The 22837-nt window shown below is 26.2% G+C and carries 30 protein-coding genes; all 30 read right to left on the reverse strand.

Going from position 1 to position 22837, the window contains the following annotated elements; translation table 11 throughout:
- Positions 1-136 precede the first annotated feature (136 nt).
- Entirely contained in the window at positions 137-961 is an 825-nt protein-coding gene (gene spo0A / locus CLTHE_RS07170; RefSeq protein ID WP_002597732.1) for a sporulation transcription factor Spo0A, read from the reverse strand.
- 344 nt (positions 962-1305) lie between these two features.
- Positions 1306-2493, reverse strand: coding sequence for a SpoIVB peptidase (spoIVB, locus tag CLTHE_RS07175; RefSeq protein WP_002597731.1), 1188 nt, complete (start codon positions 2491-2493; stop codon positions 1306-1308).
- A gap of 156 nt (positions 2494-2649) precedes the next feature.
- Positions 2650-4341, reverse strand: coding sequence for a DNA repair protein RecN (gene recN / locus CLTHE_RS07180; RefSeq protein WP_080022647.1), 1692 nt, complete (start codon positions 4339-4341; stop codon positions 2650-2652).
- 12 nt (positions 4342-4353) lie between these two features.
- Complete coding sequence (locus CLTHE_RS07185; protein WP_002597729.1) at positions 4354-4806, reverse strand: arginine repressor; 453 nt, start codon at positions 4804-4806, stop codon at positions 4354-4356.
- Between the two features lie 21 nt (positions 4807-4827).
- On the reverse strand, positions 4828-5649 hold the full coding sequence (locus CLTHE_RS07190; protein ID WP_080022648.1) for an NAD(+)/NADH kinase: 822 nt from the start codon (positions 5647-5649) through the stop codon (positions 4828-4830).
- 12 nt (positions 5650-5661) lie between these two features.
- The gene (locus CLTHE_RS07195; RefSeq protein WP_080022649.1) at positions 5662-6471 is read right to left on the reverse strand and encodes a TlyA family RNA methyltransferase; all 810 of its coding nucleotides are present in this window, start codon (positions 6469-6471) and stop codon (positions 5662-5664) included.
- Between the two features lie 11 nt (positions 6472-6482).
- Positions 6483-8345, reverse strand: coding sequence for a 1-deoxy-D-xylulose-5-phosphate synthase (dxs, locus tag CLTHE_RS07200; protein ID WP_080022650.1), 1863 nt, complete (start codon positions 8343-8345; stop codon positions 6483-6485).
- A gap of 19 nt (positions 8346-8364) precedes the next feature.
- Entirely contained in the window at positions 8365-9234 is an 870-nt protein-coding gene (locus tag CLTHE_RS07205; protein ID WP_080022651.1) for a polyprenyl synthetase family protein, read from the reverse strand.
- Between the two features lies 1 nt (position 9235).
- Positions 9236-9442, reverse strand: a complete 207-nt coding sequence (locus CLTHE_RS07210; protein WP_080022652.1) for an exodeoxyribonuclease VII small subunit — start codon at positions 9440-9442, stop codon at positions 9236-9238.
- A complete protein-coding gene (xseA, locus tag CLTHE_RS07215) occupies positions 9426-10646 on the reverse strand; it encodes an exodeoxyribonuclease VII large subunit (RefSeq protein ID WP_080022653.1) in 1221 nt (406 codons plus the stop codon). The genes CLTHE_RS07210 and xseA overlap by 17 nt, the downstream gene beginning before the upstream one ends.
- Positions 10636-11484 carry a tetrahydrofolate dehydrogenase/cyclohydrolase catalytic domain-containing protein gene (locus CLTHE_RS07220; RefSeq protein ID WP_080022654.1) on the reverse strand — a complete coding sequence of 283 codons (849 nt, stop codon included), beginning with the start codon at positions 11482-11484 and terminating at the stop codon, positions 10636-10638. Before CLTHE_RS07220 ends, xseA begins: the two co-directional genes overlap by 11 nt.
- A 13-nt stretch (positions 11485-11497) precedes the next feature.
- Positions 11498-11902, reverse strand: a complete 405-nt coding sequence (gene nusB / locus CLTHE_RS07225) for a transcription antitermination factor NusB (protein WP_002597721.1) — start codon at positions 11900-11902, stop codon at positions 11498-11500.
- A 104-nt stretch (positions 11903-12006) separates the two neighbouring features.
- Positions 12007-12393, reverse strand: coding sequence for an Asp23/Gls24 family envelope stress response protein (locus CLTHE_RS07230; RefSeq protein ID WP_002597720.1), 387 nt, complete (start codon positions 12391-12393; stop codon positions 12007-12009).
- Positions 12394-12477: 84 nt separating this feature from the next.
- Positions 12478-12990, reverse strand: a complete 513-nt coding sequence (locus CLTHE_RS07235; RefSeq protein ID WP_002597719.1) for a SpoIIIAH-like family protein — start codon at positions 12988-12990, stop codon at positions 12478-12480.
- A gap of 26 nt (positions 12991-13016) precedes the next feature.
- Entirely contained in the window at positions 13017-13637 is a 621-nt protein-coding gene (spoIIIAG, locus tag CLTHE_RS07240; protein WP_242945624.1) for a stage III sporulation protein AG, read from the reverse strand.
- Positions 13638-13644: 7 nt separating this feature from the next.
- Positions 13645-14226 carry a stage III sporulation protein AF gene (spoIIIAF, locus tag CLTHE_RS07245; protein WP_080022656.1) on the reverse strand — a complete coding sequence of 194 codons (582 nt, stop codon included), beginning with the start codon at positions 14224-14226 and terminating at the stop codon, positions 13645-13647.
- Between the two features lie 3 nt (positions 14227-14229).
- Positions 14230-15444 (reverse strand): stage III sporulation protein AE, encoded by a 1215-nt coding sequence (spoIIIAE, locus tag CLTHE_RS07250; protein WP_080022657.1) that lies wholly within the window; start codon positions 15442-15444, stop codon positions 14230-14232.
- Entirely contained in the window at positions 15445-15828 is a 384-nt protein-coding gene (spoIIIAD, locus tag CLTHE_RS07255; protein WP_080022658.1) for a stage III sporulation protein AD, read from the reverse strand.
- Positions 15829-15839: 11 nt separating this feature from the next.
- Positions 15840-16037: a stage III sporulation protein AC gene (spoIIIAC, locus tag CLTHE_RS07260; protein WP_002597714.1), complete on the reverse strand. Its 198-nt coding sequence runs from the start codon at positions 16035-16037 to the stop codon at positions 15840-15842.
- A 12-nt stretch (positions 16038-16049) separates the two neighbouring features.
- The gene (locus CLTHE_RS07265; RefSeq protein WP_080022659.1) at positions 16050-16568 is read right to left on the reverse strand and encodes a hypothetical protein; all 519 of its coding nucleotides are present in this window, start codon (positions 16566-16568) and stop codon (positions 16050-16052) included.
- The gene (gene spoIIIAA / locus CLTHE_RS07270; RefSeq protein WP_080022660.1) at positions 16541-17476 is read right to left on the reverse strand and encodes a stage III sporulation protein AA; all 936 of its coding nucleotides are present in this window, start codon (positions 17474-17476) and stop codon (positions 16541-16543) included. Before spoIIIAA ends, CLTHE_RS07265 begins: the two co-directional genes overlap by 28 nt.
- Positions 17477-17664: 188 nt before the next feature.
- Positions 17665-18021 carry a CD1247 N-terminal domain-containing protein gene (locus CLTHE_RS07275; RefSeq protein WP_080022661.1) on the reverse strand — a complete coding sequence of 119 codons (357 nt, stop codon included), beginning with the start codon at positions 18019-18021 and terminating at the stop codon, positions 17665-17667.
- Between the two features lie 68 nt (positions 18022-18089).
- Positions 18090-18647 carry an elongation factor P gene (gene efp / locus CLTHE_RS07280; protein WP_002597710.1) on the reverse strand — a complete coding sequence of 186 codons (558 nt, stop codon included), beginning with the start codon at positions 18645-18647 and terminating at the stop codon, positions 18090-18092.
- 220 nt (positions 18648-18867) lie between these two features.
- Entirely contained in the window at positions 18868-19203 is a 336-nt protein-coding gene (locus tag CLTHE_RS07285; RefSeq protein ID WP_080022662.1) for a hypothetical protein, read from the reverse strand.
- Between the two features lie 2 nt (positions 19204-19205).
- Entirely contained in the window at positions 19206-19472 is a 267-nt protein-coding gene (locus CLTHE_RS07290; RefSeq protein WP_080022663.1) for a hypothetical protein, read from the reverse strand.
- Positions 19473-19728: 256 nt separating this feature from the next.
- Positions 19729-20112 (reverse strand): hypothetical protein, encoded by a 384-nt coding sequence (locus tag CLTHE_RS07295; RefSeq protein WP_080022664.1) that lies wholly within the window; start codon positions 20110-20112, stop codon positions 19729-19731.
- 151 nt (positions 20113-20263) lie between these two features.
- Positions 20264-21253, reverse strand: coding sequence for a GH25 family lysozyme (locus tag CLTHE_RS07300; RefSeq protein WP_080022665.1), 990 nt, complete (start codon positions 21251-21253; stop codon positions 20264-20266).
- A gap of 550 nt (positions 21254-21803) precedes the next feature.
- Positions 21804-22301 carry a cobalt ABC transporter permease gene (locus CLTHE_RS07305; protein ID WP_080022666.1) on the reverse strand — a complete coding sequence of 166 codons (498 nt, stop codon included), beginning with the start codon at positions 22299-22301 and terminating at the stop codon, positions 21804-21806.
- A 15-nt stretch (positions 22302-22316) separates the two neighbouring features.
- Positions 22317-22604 (reverse strand): hypothetical protein, encoded by a 288-nt coding sequence (locus CLTHE_RS07310; RefSeq protein WP_080022667.1) that lies wholly within the window; start codon positions 22602-22604, stop codon positions 22317-22319.
- A 3-nt stretch (positions 22605-22607) separates the two neighbouring features.
- On the reverse strand, positions 22608-22835 hold the full coding sequence (locus CLTHE_RS07315) for a hypothetical protein (protein WP_080022668.1): 228 nt from the start codon (positions 22833-22835) through the stop codon (positions 22608-22610).
- Positions 22836-22837 lie beyond the last annotated feature (2 nt).

Consider the following 22837-nt stretch of genomic DNA (forward strand, 5'->3'; position numbering starts at 1 on the left):
TTATGAACCTAAAAAGATAGAAGGTATTTCAAATTTACATATTATTAAATTTATTGGTTTAAACACTCTATTTCTATCGCTATTTTTGTAGTGTTTATTGGTATAGCTTTTCAAAAGAATCAGTCAACCAAGCCGTTTATGAAACTTTATTTTTAAGTCTTAATTTATCAGCAATAATTGCTATAAATTCTGAGTTTGTTGGCTTACCTTTATCATTATGAATTGTGTATCCAAATAGTTTATTTATTGCATCTACTTGTCCTCTTCCCCAAGCAACTTCTATAGCATGTCTTATAGCTCTTTCTACTCTACTTGCAGTAGTGTTATATTTTTTTGCTATTGATGGGTAAAGCTCTTTTGTAACTGCTGATAATAATTCCATGTCATTTACTACCATTGTTATTGCTTCTCTTAAATACATATAACCTTTAATATGTGCTGGAACTCCAATTTCATGTATTATACTAGTTATTTCTGTTTCTAAATCCATAGGTTCATCATTTAATCTTGAAACAGAAACCATATCATTATTTTGTAAAGTTGAAGATGCTCTTTGTGTATTTTCAACTTTTGAAGAATTAAACATTTCTCTTATTCTTTTTGTAAATATATCCATATCAAAAGGTTTAACTACATAATAGTCTGCTCCTAATGTAATAGCTTTTTGAGTAATCTTATCTTGACCTACTGCTGATAGAACTATAACTCTTGGCATATCTTCTGGATTAATATTTAAACTAGATAATTTTTCTAATACTCCAAGACCGTCTAAATGAGGCATTATAATATCTAACACAACAAGATTTGGTTTTTTAGCTTCTATAAGCTCTAATGCTTCAACTCCGTCTTTTGCTATTCCAGTTACTACAATATCTTTTTGATTTAATAAATAATCTTTTAATATACTACAAAATTCTTTGTTATCATCTGCGATTACTACAGAAATTTTTGAATCCTCCATTTTTATCCCCCTTTATTTATCCTGGAATTTATTTCATCCAATAATCTAAAAAATCTTAATCTCTATTTAAACTATTCGACATTTATTATTTTTTTCCTTCTTTATACAAGATTTTAATTTTTTATCATATAAAATTTATTTTCAGCTCTAATTTTTAGTGCTATTTCTTTTAAATAAATTCCACTTTTTGTAAATTATACCTTATTTTTTAGTTTTAGTCTATACTTTTTAATATTATTTTATTTATTTTTTCATTTTTCTATGTTCATTTACTTTATAATATTTCTTTCCTTAAAATAAAAAAATTTAGTAGTAGCTTAGACATTATAAGCTACTACTAAATTTTATCCTATTATTCCTGCATCTTTTAGCATCCAATCTATATAAATTCCATATCCTGTATCAGGTTTATTTATAAGAACATGTGTTACTGCCCCAATTAATTTTCCATCTTGTATAATTGGGCTTCCACTCATTCCTTGAATTATTCCACCTGTTTGCTTTAAAAGTTCCTCATCAGTAACTTTTATTATCATACTCTTAGGCCCTGGAGTATCTTGATCTAATTTTTTCATAATTTCAATTTCATATTCTTTTGGCTCATTTCCAGATATTGTAGTTATTATTTTAGCTTTCCCAACTTTAACTTCTTCTCTGAATCCTACTTTCATAGGTTTTGATATATTTTCTTTATCTTTCATCTTTCCATTTCCAAATATACCACATTCTGTATTCTTTTCTATTTCTCCAACTGGTTTATCTTCATCCATAAAAATCCCTTTTAATTCACCTGGATTTCCTTTTTCACCTTTTCTAAGACTTATAATTGATGCTTCATATAAATCTCCTTTTCTACTTCTAAATATCTCATTTGTGTCACCATCAGTAATAGGATGACCTAAAGCTCCAAACTTATTAGTTTTTTTATCATAAAATGTCATTGTTCCTACTCCCGCAGCAGAATCTCTTACCCATAATCCAATTTTATATTTATCTCCTTCTTTTATACCCTTAATTTCTTTCTCTAAAACTTCTCCTTTTCTATCTATAGTAAGCTTTACTTTGTCAGAATTTGATTTTTCTATTTCTCTACCTACTTCTTTAGAAGTTAATACAGTATTACCATTTACTTTCATAATAAAATCCCCAACTATTATTCCACCATTCTTTGCTGGACTACCTGACTTTTCTCCATTTATAATAACATCTGAAAAGCCAACTACTAAAACTCCACTTGAGGAAAGTCTGACACCTATACTATCTCCTCCTGGATAAACTTCTAAATCTTTTATTTTATGTACTTCAACTTTTTTTAATGAGAAAAGTCCCATAAACTCTATGTTTATATTTTTCCCATCATATTTAACAGTGTTTAAAGGATTATTTTGCTTAAATACTGATATGCTTTGAACATTTTCTTTACTTGTATAAATTTCATTTGGAATATCTTTTAATGTAAAAACACTTGCTAATACCATTACAAACAAAATAGCAAAAACTAAACCTATACTTCTAACTATTCTTTTTTTCATATCTTAATCCTCCTTTGCTTTTACTATTAGTTTGTACATAGACATGCCTTTTATTCTATGATAACTCTGTATTTTAACCCAAATTTTTTCATAAAAAAAAATAAAATCATGGTTCACATGATTTTATTTTATCCCATTATCTATTCTTTATGTATTTTATAAAGATTTTATTTCCTCTTTTTTCAAATTTGCATTTTTAAGCATTTCTTTTACATTTTCTATTGTAGTATTAGTTACATTATCTCCTCCAAGCATACTAGCTACTTGGCTGATTTTTTCTTCTTCATTTAAAATTTTTATTTTAGTATAAGTTTTTCCATTTATAACTTCTTTAGACACAAAATAATGCTTGTCTGAAAGAATAGCTATTTGAGGTAAATGAGTTATACAAAGAACTTGGTGATTTTTTGATACTTGATACATCTTTTCTCCAACTCTCTGACCAACTTGACCGCTTATACCTGTATCAATTTCATCAAATATTAAAGTCGGTATATCATCTTTATCTGCAAATACACATTTTAAAGCTAACATTATTCTAGAAAGCTCTCCACCTGAAAGAACTTTTTCAAGAGATTTAACTGGTTCTCCTGGATTAGTAGATATAGCAAAAGTTATATCATCAAAACCTCTTTCATTATGTCTTTCTAATTTTTCTATTTGAATTTCCATTGTTGATTTATCAAGTCCTACATAAGACAATTCATTTAATATTTTTTCTTCTAAAATATCTTTTTTCTCTACTCTTATTTTATGTAATTTCTCACCAACTATTTTCATTTTTTCTAAAATTTCTTTTTCTTTTATTTCTAATTCTTTTATTATTTCCTCTGCATTAGATAGTTCTTCAAATCTATTTTTTAGATTTTCATAATTTTCTAATACACTTTCTACACTTCCACCATATTTCTTTTTATAACTATTTATTGTATATAGTCTTTCATTTATTTTGGCAAGTTCTTCTTCATCATATTGAATATTATCTGCTCCATCTCTTAATTCACGAGTAATTTCTTCTAAATTATAATATGCTTCTTCAACTATATCCTTTTTTTCTTTTATCCAAGACACATATTCTTCAATTGAACTTAATTCAGTAATTACTTTTGATAATCCTTCTAAGGCTGATGACGAATCTCCACCACTTAATATATTATAACTTATTGTTAAACTATTATTTATTTTTTCTGCATTTGAAAGTGAATTAAATTGCTCTTTAAGTTCTTCTTCTTCACCTAATCTAAGTTTACCTTTTTCTATATCTTCAAGTTGAAATTTTATATAATCAATTAATTTTTCGCCTTCTAAATTTCCTCTTAAGTCTACGATTTTGGCTCTAATTGAATATAATTCATCTCTTAAACTTGAAAATTCATTTAAATCTTTTTCTATAATTTCTCCGATAAAATTATCCAAATAAATTCCATGAGATTCTTTTTGAAGTAAATTTTGATTTTGATGTTGCCCATGTATGTCTAATATTTTTTCACGTATCTTTTTTAATTGACTTACTATTAAGCTTTTACCATTTACTTTTATTAAGCTTTTTCCTGTTAATAAAGTTTCTCTTCTAATTATTAATACATCTTCGTATTCTATCTCTAAATCATTTAAGGCTTCTTTTATATTATTATTATTTATTTCAAATACAGCTTCTACTGATGTTTTATTTTCACCAGTTCTTATTAAATCTTTTGAAAATTTTCCTCCTAATACATAATCGATAGCATCTATTAGTATTGATTTTCCAGCACCTGTTTCTCCTGAAAGTATATTAAATCCTTCTCCAAGATCAAATGATATGCTTTCTATAAGAGCAAAATTCTTTATTGTTAACTGAATAAGCATTATAAACCCTCACTACATATCAATTCTTTCTTTTATACTTTTTACTATAATCTCAGCACTTTCAATAGTTCTAACTAATATAAATATTGTATTGTCTCCTGCTACTGTACCAGCTATATTTTCAAATTCTAAATTATCTATAGCTTCTGCTGCTGCCGATGCTCCACCTGTAAAAGTTTTTACAACAACCATTTTATCTACATTTTCTACACTTACAACTGCATTTGTTAAAATATTTGCTAACTTATCTGCTAATCTACTTGAATCTGTTTTAGGAACTGCATATTTATATCTTCCATTTGAAGATTGCATTTTTATAAGTCTTAAATTTTTTATATCTCTTGATACTGTCGCTTGAGTTACATCAAATCCTGAATTTCTTAAAGCTTCTGCTAAATCCTCTTGTGTTTCTATATCTTTTTCAGTTATTATCTCTAAAATTTTATCATGTCTTCTTGATTTCAAATCTAATCACCATCTCATTCTTTAATAATTTAGTATTTTTGTTCTTAATAAGTTAAAATAATCATAATCATCAAATTGTATAAACTTCGCAAATTTTTCTGCTCTATTAATTTTAATTATTGACTTTTTATCCATTTTATAAACTTTTTGTCCATCAGTTGTTAAATATGCATCTTCATAACTACAAATTTCAATTCTTATTTCCATATCTCCATTTAAAACCATAGTTTGCATACTTCTAGTATGAGGGCAAATCGGAGTCAATATAATAACATTTAAATCTGGATATATAAAAGGTCCTCCTGCTGAAAAAGAGTATGCTGTAGATCCAGTAGGAGTACTTACAATTAATCCATCTCCTCTAAAAGTTGAATAAAATTTATTATCAACATATATATTAAACTTTGCCATTCTAGATAAAGTTCCTTTAGCTAAAACAATATCATTTAATGCTCTTATGCTTTCATTTTCTATACCTTTTACTTTACCTTCTAGCATCATCCTGTTTTCTATTATAAAATTTTTATCTTTTAACTTTTTTATACTACTGTCTAAATTATCAAGTTCAGTTGAGCTTAAAAATCCTAAATTTCCTATATTTATTCCTATTATAGGTACGCTAACATAATATGAAACCTCTCTTGCTACGCCTAAAAGTGTTCCATCTCCTCCTAAAACTACAAGGATATCTAAACATAATCTTTCAATATTATTAATTTCATAAGTATTCAATAAAAAAATTTGGCTTTCATTAAATTCTTCTCTAAATTTTTTTTCTACTTTAGCTAGTATTTTTCCATCCTTATCCTTATCTGGATTTATAGCAATACCAATTCGTTTCATGTCTTTCTCCTTTTAAATCTCTGTATGAGATGCTCTTACAACATTTAAAATATCCTCTTTATCAAAATTATTTTCTTTTTCATTATCTTTAGTAAAATAAATTAAATATTCTATATTACCTTCTGGTCCTTTAATAGGAGAATAACTCAATCCTAAAATATTAAGATTATTTTCTTCTAAAAATTCCACTATTCCATTTACAACTTCAAGATGAGTACTTTCTTCCCTTACTACACCTTTTTTACCTACTTTTCCTCTTCCAGCTTCAAATTGAGGCTTTATAAGAGCTACCACCTCTCCATTATCTTTTAATAAATTTATTGTAGCTGGCATTATTGTTTTTAATGAAATAAATGAAACATCTATTGATGCAAAATCTAATTTTTCTCCAATGTCTTCTGGAGTAACATATCTTATATTAGTTCTTTCCATACATACAACTCTATCATCAGTTCTAAGCTTCCAAGCAAACTGACCATATCCTACATCCACTGCAAAAACTTTTGAAGCTCCATTTTGAAGCATACAATCTGTAAATCCTCCTGTTGATGCTCCAATATCCATACATACTTTTCCTTCTAATGTTAAAGGAAAAGACTTTAATGCTTTTTCAAGTTTTAATCCGCCTCTACTAACATACTGTAACTTTTGTCCTTTAAATTCTATATTAGCTGTTATAGGTATTTTTGCTCCAGCTTTATCAACTCTTTGCCCATCTACAAAAACTAGTCCTGCCATTATACTTGTTTTTGCTTTTTCTCTTGACTCAATCAATCCTTTTTCAACTAATATAATATCTAATCTTTCCTTTTTTTCTGACATTAGTTTCTCCTTTATTTTAAAAGTTCAATTACTTTATTTTTTATTCCATCTGGATCTAGTCCCTCTTCTTTATAAAGAATATCTACTTTTCCTTGTTCTATAAATTTATCTTTATATCCTAAAGATTCAACTTTACCTTTATATCCAAATTCTAAAAGTTTCATTTGTATATTGGATCCAAGACCACCTGCTATTATATTATCTTCTACAGTTATTATAATATCCTTTCTACTAGATAATTCTTTTAACATATCATCATCTAATGGTTTAATAAATGTAGCATTTATTAGTTCTATTTCAATTCCTAACTTTCTTAATTTATCTGCTGCAATAATTGAATGTGAAACCATCTTTCCTGTACTTATTATACAAACATTAGAATCACTTTCTATTAATGTTTCCCATTTTCCTAATTCTATATTACTTATTCCTTTTAAATTATCTAATATGTCTCCACCTCTTGGATATCTTATTGCTACAGGAGTTCCTTTATTTAGAGCCCATTTAAGCATTGGATAAACTTCATCTAAACATTTTGGAGCCATTATAGTCATATTAGGTATCATTGAAAGATATGATAAATCAAAAATTCCTTGATGTGTTTCACCATCTTCACCAACAATACCTGCCCTATCAATACTAAAAACAACTGGTAGATTTTGAATACATACATCATGTAAAACTTGATCAAATCCTCTTTGTAAAAAAGTTGAATATACTGCAAAAACAGGTTTTAACCCTGAACAAGCCATACCAGCTGCCATTGTTGTTGCATGTTGTTCTGCAATTCCGACATCGAAAAATCTTTCTTTAAATTCTTTGGCAAAATCATTTAATCCTGTTCCATCTGGCATAGCTGCAGTTATAGCAACTACATCCTTATCTTCTTTTGCTATTTTTATAAGTGAATCTCCAAACCTCTTTGAATAACTTTCACATGATTTTTTTATAATAGTTTCTCCATTTGTTTTATTAAAAGGAGATACTCCATGGTATTTACAAGGACTTTTTTCCGCTAATTCATATCCTTTACCTTTTTTAGTTATAGTATGTATAATAACGGGGCCTGTCATCATTTTTGCATTACTAATAACTTCTTTTAATTTTACTATATCGTGTCCATCTATAGGGCCTAAATATTTTATTCCCATCTCTTCAAATAGCATTGATGGAACAACTAATTGTTTTATACTATCTTTAACTTTAGTTATTTTTAAAGCAATATTTTCCCCCATTTCTGAGCCACTTAATTTACTTTTCACTTCATTTTTTAACATATTGTATTTAGGCTTCATTCTCATTCTATTTAAATATGAAGAAATTCCGCCTACATTATTTGATATAGACATCTGATTATCATTTAAAATTATAATAATATTGGTTTTATTAAATCCTACATCATTTAATGCTTCAAGAGCCATTCCCCCTGTTAAGGCTCCATCTCCAATAACTGCAATTATTTTATTATCTTCTTTTTTTAAATCTCTAGCTCTAGCCATTCCAAGTGCTGCAGATATTGATGTACTACTGTGGCCAGTATCAAAAAAGTCATATTGACTTTCATTTCTTTTAGGGAATCCGCTCATTCCATTATGTGTTCTTAAAACAGAAAATTTATCTTTTCTTCCTGTTAAAATCTTATGGACATAACTTTGATGACCTACATCCCAAATTATCTTATCTTTATTTAAGTCAAATTCACTAAAAAGACTTAATGTTAATTCAACAATTCCAAGATTTGAAGCTAAATGTCCTCCTGTTTTTGAGACAGAGGAAACTAAAAACTCTCTTATTTCATTGCTTACTAAATATAACTCTTTATTACTTAACTTCTTTACATCTATTGGAGATTTTATTTTATTTAAAATATCCATCTTTTTATCCCAACCCTCTTTAATATTCTCTTTTTAATAGGTTAATCGTAAGTTCCTCTAAAAGCTCTGTATTTTTATTTAAACTTTTAAGTATTTCTATGCATTCTTCTGTTAAATTTCTACACATTTCCTTACATTTTTCTAATCCATATTTACTTATATAATTTGTTTTATTTTTTTCTTCATCAACATGGATCCTTTTTCCTAATTTCTGTTCATTTCCTATTACATCTAGTATATCATCTTTAATTTGAAATGCTAATCCCAAATTTTCGCCGTACTTTTCCCACTTACATAATTCTTCTTTTGAAGCTCCGCCCATTATTGCTCCTGAAACTATAGATGCTTTTATTAAAGCTCCAGTCTTTTTCTCATGCATATATTTTAGCTCTTCAATTGAAATATTCTTTCCTTCACTTAAAATATCTACTACTTGCCCTCCAATCATTCCATCAGCTCCAGAGGCTTTTGCAATATTTAATCCTGCTTTTAAGAAATTATCTCCATTTTCTAATGAACTTTTCATGATTAATATCATAGCTTCATTTAGTAAAGCATCTCCTGCTAATACTGCCATATTTTCTCCAAAGACTTTATGATTAGTTTTTTTACCTCTTCTTAAATCATCATCATCCATACATGGTAAATCATCATGAATAAGAGAGTAAGTGTGTATCATTTCCATTGCACACGCTATATCTAATGCTTTTTTATAATCTTTTTTATAAGAATTATAACCTAATAAAATTAAAATTGGTCTAATTCTTTTTCCTCCAATATTTAAGCTATAGCTTTCTGCTTCATATATCAATTTATTAAAGCCGTCTTTGCCTTTAAAGTATTCTTCTAAATAATTATCTATGACTGCTTTATATTCATTAATGTACATATTATTCAAACTCCACTTCTTCTTTATCTTTTATAATAGAGATTTTTCCTTCATAGTTATTTAGAGTTTTATATAATTTATTTATTAATTTAACTCCGTTTTCATATTCTTTCATAGATTCATCTAGAGTACATGTATTACTCTCTAACTTATCTAAAATCTCATTTAATTCTTCAACCATTTCTTCATAACTAACTTTTTTTGCCATAGTCTTCTCCTCCATTAGCTTTAAACTTTCCACTGACACTTCCATCTTTTAATACAATTTCTATATTTTCTGATTTTAGAAGTTCTTTAGTTTCTTTTATTGTGATTCCATTTCTTTTTATTACAGAAAATCCTTTATCTAAAATATTTAAAGGATTATTTGCATTAAGTAAATTATTATATTCAGATATCTTCATCTTTTCCTTTTCTAATTTTTCCCTAATACGTCTATTTAATTCTTCTTTTAATGAATCTATTTCTAAAAAAGAATTTGAAATCCTAACTTTCGGTGAATTTAGACTTATAAGCTTAAATTTCCCTTTTAAATCTCTTTTTTCATTTTCTATTATACTCTCTATTTTTTTATTTAGTAAAGTATTTATACTTTTTAACTCCATCTCAATTTCCTTTGTATTTATAACAGCTATTTCCGCTCCTTGTGATGGAGTTGCAGCTCTTACATCTGCAACAAAATCTGATATTGTGAAATCTACTTCATGCCCAACTGCTGATATTATAGGTAATTTTGAATTAAATATAGCATATGCAAGTTTTTCTTCATTAAAATTCCATAGTTCTTCTAATGATCCTCCACCTCTACCTATTATTATAACTTCAACAGATTTTTTCTTATTAAAATATTCAATTCCTTCAATAATGGTATTAAAGCCACCTTCTCCTTGAACTTTAGCTGGATAAAGAACTATGTCACATCCTTTATTTCTTCTTCTCGTAACATTTATTATGTCTCTTATCGCTGCACCTGTTTCAGCAGTAACAACTCCAATTCTAGATGGATTAATAGGAATATCTTTTTTATATTTTTCATCAAAAAGACCTTCATCATATAATTTTTTCTTTAATTTTTCAAACTTTACATGTAAGTCTCCTAATCCAACTTCTTCAATTTCTCTACAATAAAGTTGTAAGCTTCCATTTTGAGGATAAATAGATACTCTACCTTTTATTATTACATCTAATCCTTCTTTTAATTTAAAATCTAATTCAATTGCATCACTTTTAAACATTATGCAGTTAATCTTAGAAAAATCATCCTTTAATGAAAAGTATATATGCCCACTACTATGATACTTTAAATTAGAAATCTCTCCTTTTACGGAGAGATTATTTAATATAAAATCATTTTCGGTGATTTTCTTTATATAATTATTAACCTCAGATACTGCTAAAACTTTAATCTTCACTGTTTTCTAAAGCCTTACAACTATTTCTTATTAATAGCGTTGTAGTTAGGGCTCCTACTCCGCCTGGTACAGGAGTTATTAAAGCTGCTTTATCTTTTACATTTTCAAAATCTATATCTCCTGTTATTTTACCTTCATATGATGAAGTTCCAACATCAATTAAAACTGCACCTCTTTTTATATAGTTACTATTTATAAATTTAGGTTTTCCAATAGCCACTATAAGAACATCTGCTCTTTTACAAATTTCTTGTAGATTTTTTGTCTTTGAATGACATATTGTAACAGTTGCATTTTGATTTAATAAAAGTTGAAAAGCTGGTTTTCCTACAATGTTACTTCTTCCAATTATAACGACTTCTTTACCTTCTAATTGAACATTATAACTTTTTAGTAGTGTTAAAATAGACTCTGGAGTACAAGGAATAAAAGTCTCTTCTCCTAAATATAGTTTACCTACTGATTCATAAGTTAAACAATCTATATCCTTTTTAGGTGATATAGCATTTACTATATTTTTTTCATTTAAACCTTTTGGAAGAGGTAATAAAATCATTATTCCTGATATACTATTATCATTATTTAATCTATAAATTTCTTTTATTACATTTTCTTCAGTTATTTTTTCATCTAATTTAATTTTTAAGAATTCAACTCCTAATGAAGTAGCTACTTTCTCTTGACTATTTTGATAATAAATAGATCCTTCATCATTACCAATTAAAATAGATGCTATTTTAGGTATACTCTTATTTGCCTTTTTCCTATTTAGGACAAAATTTTTTATTTCTTCTTTTATTTCTAACGAAACTTTTCTCCCATCTATTATATCCTTCACTACACACCCACTCCTAAATTTCTTTTAAAATCTTATCTAAAACTCCATTTATAAATGATTTTGATTTTAAATCTGAATATTTTTTTGTTAAATCTAATGCTTCATTAATTGCAACTCTATCTGGAACATCATCTCTATATTTCATTTCATATACTCCAAGTCTTAATATTGCTAAATTCACTTTAGATATTCTATTAATTTTCCAATTTTGAAGATTTTTTTCTATTAAAGAGTCTATATATTCTTTATTTTCTTCTATTCCTTTTAAAACTTCTTTTATGTATGTTAAATCTAATGCTTCTATATCATCTTCATAATTATCAACAAATGTATCTACTGCTTCTATATGACTATCTCCACTTATCATTGTACTAAATACTAATTCCATTGCTTTTTCTCTTGATAATTTTCTACTCATTTTTTCCTCCTAGATTAAACTATATAATATTTTTATATAGTTATTAAAAATATATTTTTTTATATGTTAACAAGGAAACACCCTCTGTTATACAGAGGGTGAAATTACTTTTCCTTTACTTCTTTGTCATGTTCTTTTTCAACATAAATGTTTTGAACATATACATCAACTGTACTAACTTCTAAACCAGTCATTGCTTCAACAGTTCTTTTTACATTTTCTTGAACTTGACCGATTACATCCAAGATTTTCACCCCATACTTTACAGTGACAGCCATTTCTATTTTAGCTCTATCATCTTCTAAAACAACTTTAACTGCCTTGCCGGAAACTTTCTTCTTTCCTTTAAGCATTTGTGAAATATTACTTGTAACTCCATGCTGGAACTCTAAAACTCCATCAATTTCTTCAGCTGCTATACCAGCTATAACACTAACAACTTCGTCAGATATCTTTACAACTCCAACATTATTGTCATTTAAATTTTCCATGAAATCAAACCTCCCAGGTTTTGAATTATCAAAACTTTTTATCTTACGTTCATTATAACAAATATAATTTTACATTACAATGTATTATTTTTTCACTTCTATTGACAAGTTTGTTATGCCTGCAACATTTTGAACTACTTCTTTTATTTCTCTACTTTGATCTTGATTTATGCTTTCACCTTTTACATATATTTTTGCTTTATCACCTTCAATATAGCAAATAGCATCACTAAATCCTTTGTTTTTTATGTTTATTTCTATTCTATTTTCATTATCTTTACTTTTAGTTTTTCTTAATAGTTCATTTTGTGCATTCTTTTTAACATCTGCAGCTGTGTTTTTATCTTCAACTGCTGCTTTTAAATTTGCAACTACTTCTGCATCTTTTTGTTGTCTTTCACTTCTTGCAGTATAGAAAAAATCATCTTCTTTTTCATTTACTTCTGTATCTTTTTCTGCTGTTTCCCCTTCAAGAGCTGCTGCTGCTAAATCTTCTGGTGATTTTAATCCCTCTGAATTTAATTTTATTGATAAAAGCCCTACGCATATTATCAATCCTGCTAGTGTGAAAATAATTCCAAATTGTTTTGTTGACATTTTTTATTCCTCCTTTAATTGACTTATTAATTTATATGCTGATCACCCATAGGATATACATTTACTTTATCAAAAGATAAGTTATATAAATCTGAAACTGCTTTTTCAATGTTATATTTAACTTTGCTATTATTTGCTCCTTGAGCAGTTACAACAACTCCTATAACTTTTGGTTTATATACTTTAGTTACAAATGGCTCATTACCATCACTATTACTTGACATTACAACTTTACTTCCATCATTTTTTTGTTCATTTACCCTCTTACCACCTTGACTATCTTCTTCTTCTGTAGTTGTTGTCTGAGTGTTATTATCATAAGCTGGAACTTTAACTTCACCGCTTTCAAATGTCATCATTGTATCTACTTCGCCAACTCCTTCAATTTTTCTTAAAATTGAATTCAATTGTTCTTTTTGTTCTTTTTCATATTCATTTAATATTTCTACTTCTTTATTTGAACTACTTTCTTTAGCACTTACACTTAATGTTCCTTCTGTTTGGTTTACAGATCCTTTATTATCTTTAACAAAAAAAGATGTTACTAAAAATATAATCCCAAGTATGACTATTAAAGCTAATAAATTACTCATTTTTTTATCTTTAATCAGCCTATTAAATTCTTTTTTTAAATTTTTAAAATCCACTTTAATATCACCCCTCATCGTTTATAACTTTTATTTTTTCTTTCTCTATTTTTAATTCTTTTGATAAAAACGTTCTTATGTTCTCATATTTTGAATCACTTTTCTTTTCTTCTGTTTTATTATCAGAAATATCTACTTTATCTATTTTTTTTATTTTTCTTATCACTCCTTTCTTCTTTTCTTTCACGTAAACTGTAACCTCTTTTATATCTATATCAATATTATTTAAATTTACATCACATTTTACATAGTTTCTAAACTCATAATCTTCAAATTCATTTTGTAACATATTATTTATATTCTTAGAAAAATTCTCTTTAAAACTTTCTAATTGAATTTCTTTTCCCTTCTTATTTGTTTCTTCTTTATATAAGTTATTCGAATCATAAGCTAATATTTTTTTAGTAATAGTTTCCTCTCCATTTGTAAAAAACTTAACTATTGGATTTAAGATTACACTTATAAGCATTGCTCCTAATATAAATTTACTATATTTTTTCATTGAATTATCAGGAAGTATTACTTCAACTGCTGTTATTAAAACCATAGTACTAACAAGTGTTATTACAAATTCTTTTATAATATCCATACCTTATCCTCCAACTACAAATTTCCCTGCTGATGCCATTATTCCTAATAGAATAAAAAACATAAAGCTTACACTTATTACACATGAAGTTAATAGAACCATTGATTCTCCTATCATACTAAGAGCGCTAGTTATTCTCTTATCACTAATTGGTTCTACTAAAGAAGCGGAAATTTTATATATAAATGTCATTAATACTAACTTTATTATTGGATAAAGAATTATTAAAACTATTACTATCAATCCTATTCCTGTTATAGCATTTTTTATTATTAAGGAATATCCTGCAACAGATGTTATGGCATCTGAAAATGCTTTTCCAACTATAGGAACAAAATTATCTACAGCAAACTTAGTTGTTTTAAGTGCAACTGCATCCATAGTATCTGCTGTTATTCCTCTAATAGTTAACATTGCTATAAAAACTGTTATTATTATTCCTTGGAACCAAAGTATTCCTTGACTTACAAGTTTGCATAAATTATCTATCTTATGTTCTGTTGAAAGATTATTAGCAAATTTTAGTACGAAGCTTACTAATATCATAGGTATAATAAAATTAGAATAAATTTTAGGAATTAAAATTACTGATCCTAAAACAATTGGATCCATAGTAGCTGCTTGAACAAATCCACCAGCTAAAGCAATCATTCCTACTAAAACTGGTAAAAGTGCATTCATAAATTCTGATATACTATTTATTACATTTGTTGCTACATCTATAGAAATTAAAAAGCTTCTTGAAAGTATTATTATTAAAACTGAATAACATGCGTAAAAAGCTATATTAGAAATACTTTCATTTTTAAATGCATCTTCTAAATTTTTTAATAGAGAACATAAAATTGCAATTGCAACTACTGAAATTACAAGCTTTAAAACTACTCTTACTTCCTTAAATAATAAATTTACAGCTATTAAACCTAACTCTTTTATTGTTAAGTTGCCTTGTCCATTTTTTATATAAGATTCTACATAAGATTTTGGATCTAATTCATTTAAAAGTTCTTCATCTGTTTTCATTTTATTTATATAGTCATATAAAGAATTTAATTTATTATCCGTTTCTAATTTCATTTCTTCTGAGCTCTCTATTAGATTCTTTTCTTTTGTTTCCTCATTTGCAAATGCTTTTGTCATACATGGAATGAATATTTGTATTAATATACTTGATATAAGTAGGATAAAAAATTTTTTTCTTAAATCTTTTCTAAACATTTATAATATCTGAAGAATTGATTCCAAAACTGACATAAGTATTGGAATTGCAAGAAGTAAAATAAATATTTTACCTGCAAATTCAACCTTCGATCCTATTGCACTTGCTCCTGCATCTTTACAAATTTCACTTGCAAATGATGAAAGATATGCAATTGCTATTATCTTTAATATTATTCCTACATATACAATATCCATTCCAGCTTTATTAGCTACATCTTTAAAGAAAAGTATTATTTCTCCTAACTGAGATGCAACGACAATAAAAATAGCTACCCCAGCTACAAGAGAAATTAAAACTGCAATATCTGATCTTCTATCTTTAAAAACTAAGAATATGAAAAGGGCAATAAATGCAAATGCTACTATTTTTAAAATTGGCATAATTATCCCTCCTATAACATAAACATAGTTTTTACAGTTTGAAATAAATCTCCTATCATTGTGACAACCATTATTAATATAATTACAATTCCTGCCATATTAGTTATTACAGCTATATCATCTTTTCCACTACTTTTTAAAACTTTATCTAATATTACAATTAATATTCCAACTCCCCCTATTTTAAAAAGCAAACTTATATCTAACATAATTTTCCCCTCCTATATTAAGAAAATAACTATCATAGCTCCAGTTAAAACACCAAGGTAACTATAAAGTTTTGAATTCTTTTTAGACACTTCTAGAGCATCTTTTAAATTTGTCTCAATATTTGTTTTTAATAATTCAAATATTTTTTCTTGTCCATAGAGTCCTGATTCTCCTAATACTTTTAAAAAATCACCTATTACTTTTTCATCTTCTTTAGTAAAATAAAATTCTTCTTTATATTCTTTATAAATTTCTTTAAAAGAATCATAAGCAGTATATTTATTTCCACTTATAAGATCATCTGAAACTTGTGAGAATATTTTTGAAAAATATTCTTCACTTCTAAAACTTAATTCTTTTAAAGCTTCTGGAAGTGGTGTGTTTTTATATAAAATTTCATTTTGTAAAATGAGCATATACTTATTTACTTCTGATAAATTTTTATGTCTATTTACATATCTTCTTCCAAGAATTATTCCTAAATATGCGCAAAAGGAAAATATTAAACTAAGCCACAAACATTTAAACATTTAAATCCTCCTTGTAAATTTTTCTTATAAACTTTATCTATATAAAAGTTTCCTTCTCTATTGGCTAGAACTAATATTCTATCTACTATATCCCTTTTTAATAATTCATCTAATCCTTCTCTTTTATATAAATCTTCTATTCCTTGACCATGAACTGAAAAAACTACCTTAACTCCTGAATTAAATGCATTTTTTATTTCATTAACCTCTTCTTCACGACCAATTTCATCACATATAATTACTTCTGGTGATAGAGACCTTACAGCCATTATTAAGCCTTCTTTTTTATAACAATTGTCTAAAACATCTGTTCTTATGCCTATATCCATTTGTGGAATTCCTTCGTAAGATGCTGCTATTTCACTTCTTTCATCTATTATCACTACTTTTTTCCCATCTAATTTTCCATCTGAAGTTCCACTAGATATCACTCTAGATAAATCTCTTAGGATAGTTGTTTTTCCACATTTAGGTGGTGATATTATTATTGTATTTAGAACTTGATTATTTTCCGTAATATGTGGTATAACTTTTTTACTACAACCTAATATTTCTTTAGTTATTCTTAAATTTATAGAGCTTATATTTTTTATAGTCTTTACTTTTTCTCCATCCATAACACATTCTCCAGCTAGACCTACTCTATGCCCACCCTTAATAGTTATAAATCCTCTTTTAATTTCTTCTTCATAAGCATAAATAGAATACATTGAAATTCTTTTTAAAATATATTTTATTTCTTCTAAACTTGCCCTATAATTTAAAACTACTTCTCCCAATCCTCTATATATAATTACAGGTTTATTTACTTTTACTCTTATTTCTTGAATACCTTCTTTAGAATATTCCTTTAATTTATCTTTTAATCGTTCTGGAAAAATTGAAAGAAAATCATCTCTTTTATACACCACATTACCTCCATTAAAGTTTGAAACTTGAAAAATAAAATTATCTATATAATTAATATTTAAATTCTTATGTAAATATGACTTATATTTTTATTTTTTCTTATGTAAATTATTTTCATTTTAAAATCTATAATTTATGTATATTTTTGTGCATAAAAAAAAGACCTTTAAAATAGGTCTTTAACTTTTTATTTTAATATATTCTCTTTGCAATAAGGACATGTTATATCTTCATTATTTGTAAGTGCAGATTTTTCTATAAATATTGGATTATTACAATGCTTGCAATTTACTTCTTCATACTCATCTTCAATCTCTTCTAAATCCTCTAAAGAAACCTCTTCGAAAAGCTCTTCTTGGATTCCAGAAAGATCTGTATCCATAAATCTTATATTTTCTTCCATAGCTTCTTGATTAACTATTACTTCTTCTACTTTTTCAGTTAATAAATCTATTACATTAATAAGCTTTAGTAAAGTCGAATTTTCTTCCATATTGTTAGCTTCTTTTTTTAATATTTCAAGATTTTCTCTTATTTCTTTCATTTTTTCACTTCCTTTATGAAATATGAAAATTGCTAAGTTCTTTTGAACTTAGCAATAAATACAACTTATTAAACTCTTTCCATATAGTCGCCAGTTCTTGTGTCTACTCTAATTGTATCCCCTTCATTTACGAACATAGGTACATTTACAATAGCACCAGTTTCAACAGTAGCTGGTTTTAAAGCATTTGTTGCTGTGTTTCCTTTTACTCCTGGCTCAGTATGAGTTATAACTAATTCAACAAAGTTTGGTGCTTCTACTGAGAAAGCATCTCCTTTGTAGAATTTAATTATAGCAAACATATTTTCTTTTAAGAATTTGATTGCTTCTTCTACTTTTTCATAGTTTAATGGAATTTGTTCATATGTTTCTCCATCCATGAAGTAGTATAATTCACCATCATTATATAAATATTGCATTTCTTTTCTTTCAATTACAGCTTCTTGGAATTTAGCTGTTGGGTTGAAAGTTGTATCTGTAACAGATCCTGTTATAACGTTTCTAAGCTTAGTTCTAACAAAAGCTGCTCCTTTTCCTGGTTTAACATGTAAAAAATCTACAACTGTAAAAACTTGTCCTTCATGTTCAAATGTTGTACCTTTTCTTAAATCTCCTGCTGATATCATTAAATATCCCTCCAAAAGTATAAATTCAAATCCAATAACATATCATATAACAATTATAATCATATTTTGGTTTCTTCTGACATAACAATGATATTTTATCAAAATAAAGGCTTAAATGCAATTCCTAACTATAATTAAATTAATATTAATTTTAATATAAACCCTTTTTCATTTAATTTTTAATATCATATCATTTATATTATCTCACATTTCCCAATTTTTATTCTTTTTTTATATCTAATAAAATTGAAAAATTTTTCTCTTCTTTTTCTACCTTATATTTTATTATTTTATAATTTCTTAATTTATTTAAAACTTCTTTTATTTTCTCTGCATTTCCTTTTACTTCAATTAATCCTTTTACTCCATTTTCATTTTTTATCTCCAATACATTTACAGCTTCTAAAGATTTTAAATAATAAAAATCATTATATATATTTTCATATTTACTAAGTACAGCAACATTCTTTTTTTCTTTTTTAATAGGATAATTAATTATAATACATTGCACAATTAATAAAAACATACTAATTAAGCATAATATCTTTTTATACATTATTATTTAATCTCCTCTACAATAATAGTTAAGAAGCTTTCACTTTCTTTAATGCTATTTATTTTTGATTTTTCATTTATTTTATCTATATTTTTATTTTCTGCTTTTATAGTTCCTTTATTATTTTCTATTACTCCACTTTCTGAATAGTAATTTAATAAATTTATCCAACTTACAATTTCATCTAAGCTTCTTTCATCTTGTTTATTTATTGAATACTCTACTAAATTTTTATTTTCTTTTATTATTTTAATTTTATCTATAGTCATAAAAAATAATATTATATTTCCTAATATAATGTATACCAGTTTGTATTTTATATAAGTATTTATGTAAATTAACTGATTTCCAATGTTTATTTATCATTATTAATCTAAAAATTTATTAAATTCACTATATTCTTTCAAAAAATTTTTGACGAATTTTTGACGAATACTAATATATATTAATGTATTTTTAATAATTAAAGTTTGTTTCATTCTTTTTAAATAGAATTAAAATACCAGCTTCAAAGCTGGTATTTTATTACTTATATTCTAGTTTATCATTATTAATAATTCCAGTTTTATCTGTTTTCTCCAACATTCCATCTTTATCTATTTTCCCATAGCTAAATAATCCACTTGAACCATTAAAAACATATCCTTCAGAATCATTACTTTTATCGACTAAAGTTACATAATTTAATTTTGAATTTTTTACATTCTTATTATAAAAGTTAACTATGTCTGAATCAGATATAGTTCCACTATAATAAGCAATTCCATATTCTCCTATTTTTGAAGTTCCTGAACCATTCATTTCATTCTTTATTTTCATTGATCCTATTCCGGTTTTGTTCCCCAATGGCATAATTATACCGAAAATTACTAAGCAAATTACTATTATGATGACTATTAATTTTTTCATTTGTTTCCCCCTATGTATATAGTTTATATACTAATTATATAAAATTTAAATATTTTAGGCAATTTATGAAACAAAAAAAGACCTATCATTTATGATAGGTCGTAAAAAGGTATTAATCATCGACTTTAGTTGCTATAGATATATTATATTACTAAAATTTACCTTTGTCTAGACTATATAAAGCTTTCCAAGTTTCTTTACCTAGAACACCATCTACTTTTAATCCAAAGTTAGCTTGAAGGTTTTTAATTGCTCTAGTAGTTCCAGGTCCCCATTTGCTATCTGCTCCACCGCAACTTAATAATGATGTATATCCTCTATTGATTAATCTTTGCTGAACTAATCTAGTTATTTCACCATGTACACCTTCACTTAAAGTAGGACAGGCATTTAAAGTGTCTTCTCCAAAATATTCATCTACTTTTATATCCCCAAATCCTTGTACATTTATTTGCACTTGTAATGCTCCAACTTCTTCCCCATGAATTTCTTTTTTCCATAATAGAATTTTATCAGTTGAAATATTTAAGTTTTGTACTGGAGTAGTGTCTAATTTAGTATCTGCATAATAATAATTCATATCTACTGAATCTGTATTAATTCCATCTATTTTTCCACTTTCAGAATATTGCCAAATCATACAATCACGATTTTTATTTTTATTATAATAAGCGTACCATAATGGGTATTGAGTTAATTCATCATTATAAAATTTATTTAAAATAAAGTCTTGATTAGAGTAATTACCTGTTTTATATCCTAATTCTTTTACTCTCTCACAAAATGCTTTAACCATATCAGTAGCTAATCTTTGATTTACATTAACTCCACACTTATTAGCATAGTTGATACTGTCATACTCAAAATCAAAGAATATAGGTAAATCTATTTTATAATTTTTTATAGCTTGTACTGCAAAATTAGCTTCATTTATAGCCATGTCGCAATTATAAGCATAACTAAACCAATAAATACCTACTGGTATACCTAATCTATTACATTCGGTAATATTTCTTATAAATTGTTTATCTATATTATTATGTCCATATCCTGCTCTTAGAATAGCAAAATCTATATTTCCTTTAACTTGATTCCAATCTATATTTCCTTGATGTTCTGAAACATCTATTCCTTTTAACATTTGTATTTCTCCTTTTCATTTATATTTTTAAGCATAAAGAAAAGACCCGAATTTTTTCGAGTCTTTTCTTTATAAATTCTATATTTAACGAGAAATTTGAAAAGGTATAGGTACTTTTCAAATTTATTTTACCATATTTTTTATTTATTGTTAATATATATATATAAGAAGTCTAAAATATTTTAGACTTCTTATTGTAGAAATTTATAGTAAAGAATGTACTTTAATTATAGCAATTTATTTTATTATTACAATTAAAATTTTAAATTTTCATTTATTATTCATTGATTAATAATTTATTTAAAAATAAATTATTAAATGCAAAAAGACCAGAATTAATCTGGTCTTTTCTTTATGTTTATGGTAATTTCTAAGAAAACTTAAGAGTTTCCATATTTAGTTTATCATAAATTTTATCTAAAGTGAATATATAAAAATAAGAAACCTAGAAATAATCATAGGTTTCTTATTTGGGAATCTTAGAATCTAAAAGTTGCTTTTATTATAGCAAATTATAACTTTAAAATCAATTTATATTTATTAATGGATATTATTGTTCTTCTTGTGGTAAAACTGATTTAACTTGATTTAATTTAGCTTTTAATGCTTCATTTTCTTGTGCTAATTGATTATTTTTAGTTTGAATATCTACTAATTGATTTTTAAAGCTATCTTCGTTAAGAAGTTTTTTACCTTTGTTTATTTCTCCAGCTACTGCTTGTCTAAGTTCTGAAATTTCTTCATCAGTTAAATAAGGTATTTTAGCTTTTAAAAGCTTATCAAAATCTGCAGCTTTAGATTTAATTAAATCCTCAACTTTACCTGTAATTCTATATTGTTCATCAATCATTCCCCAAACTTCTCTAGCTGTTGCTAGTTCCTGTTGGTGTTTTCCTATCTCTAATTTTTGTTCTACTTCTTCTTTTTTCTTTTGAATAAGCTCAATAATAACATTTCCAACTGCTTTTATAGTCACTCCTAAAATTCCTATTACTGCTGCAATTACTACTGGTCCAATTTGATTAACTAATATATCTCCTATGTTCATTTCATTACCTTCTTTCTATTTTTCTTCTAATTCAGTAATTCTTTTATGTGCTGACTTTACACTTTCTTCAACTATAATAACTCTTTCCTTTAGTTCAGCATTTTCTTTTGCTCTAGTTCTTAAATCGACTTTTATATCATCTAAATTTCTGCTTATATAATCTAATTTAGTTGATAGTATAGTTTGTTCTTTAGTTTCTAAAGATTCTTGATTTACTCCATCCTTTTTCCATTTGAGTAATATACCCCAAATTGATAATACTGTGGCTACAAATCCTACTAAAACTGTTATATCTATCTTCATAATTTACTCCTGATATTTATTTAAATTTTTATTTAATACTACATTTCTATTTTTAATTACAAACATACTAGGATTATTTAAAATTAAAGGATCATCATCAGTATTTAAACAATCATATATAAGCTCATAATCTTCATATTCAGCTGGGAACAAATCTTTTATTGACTTATAATTATTTCCACTAGCAACTGTTTTAATTTTGCCATTCTGTTTGCTATAAACTATAAACATAT

It is taken from the genome of Clostridium thermobutyricum DSM 4928 (assembly GCF_002050515.1).
GTDB classification, from domain to species: Bacteria; Bacillota; Clostridia; order Clostridiales; family Clostridiaceae; genus Clostridium; species Clostridium thermobutyricum.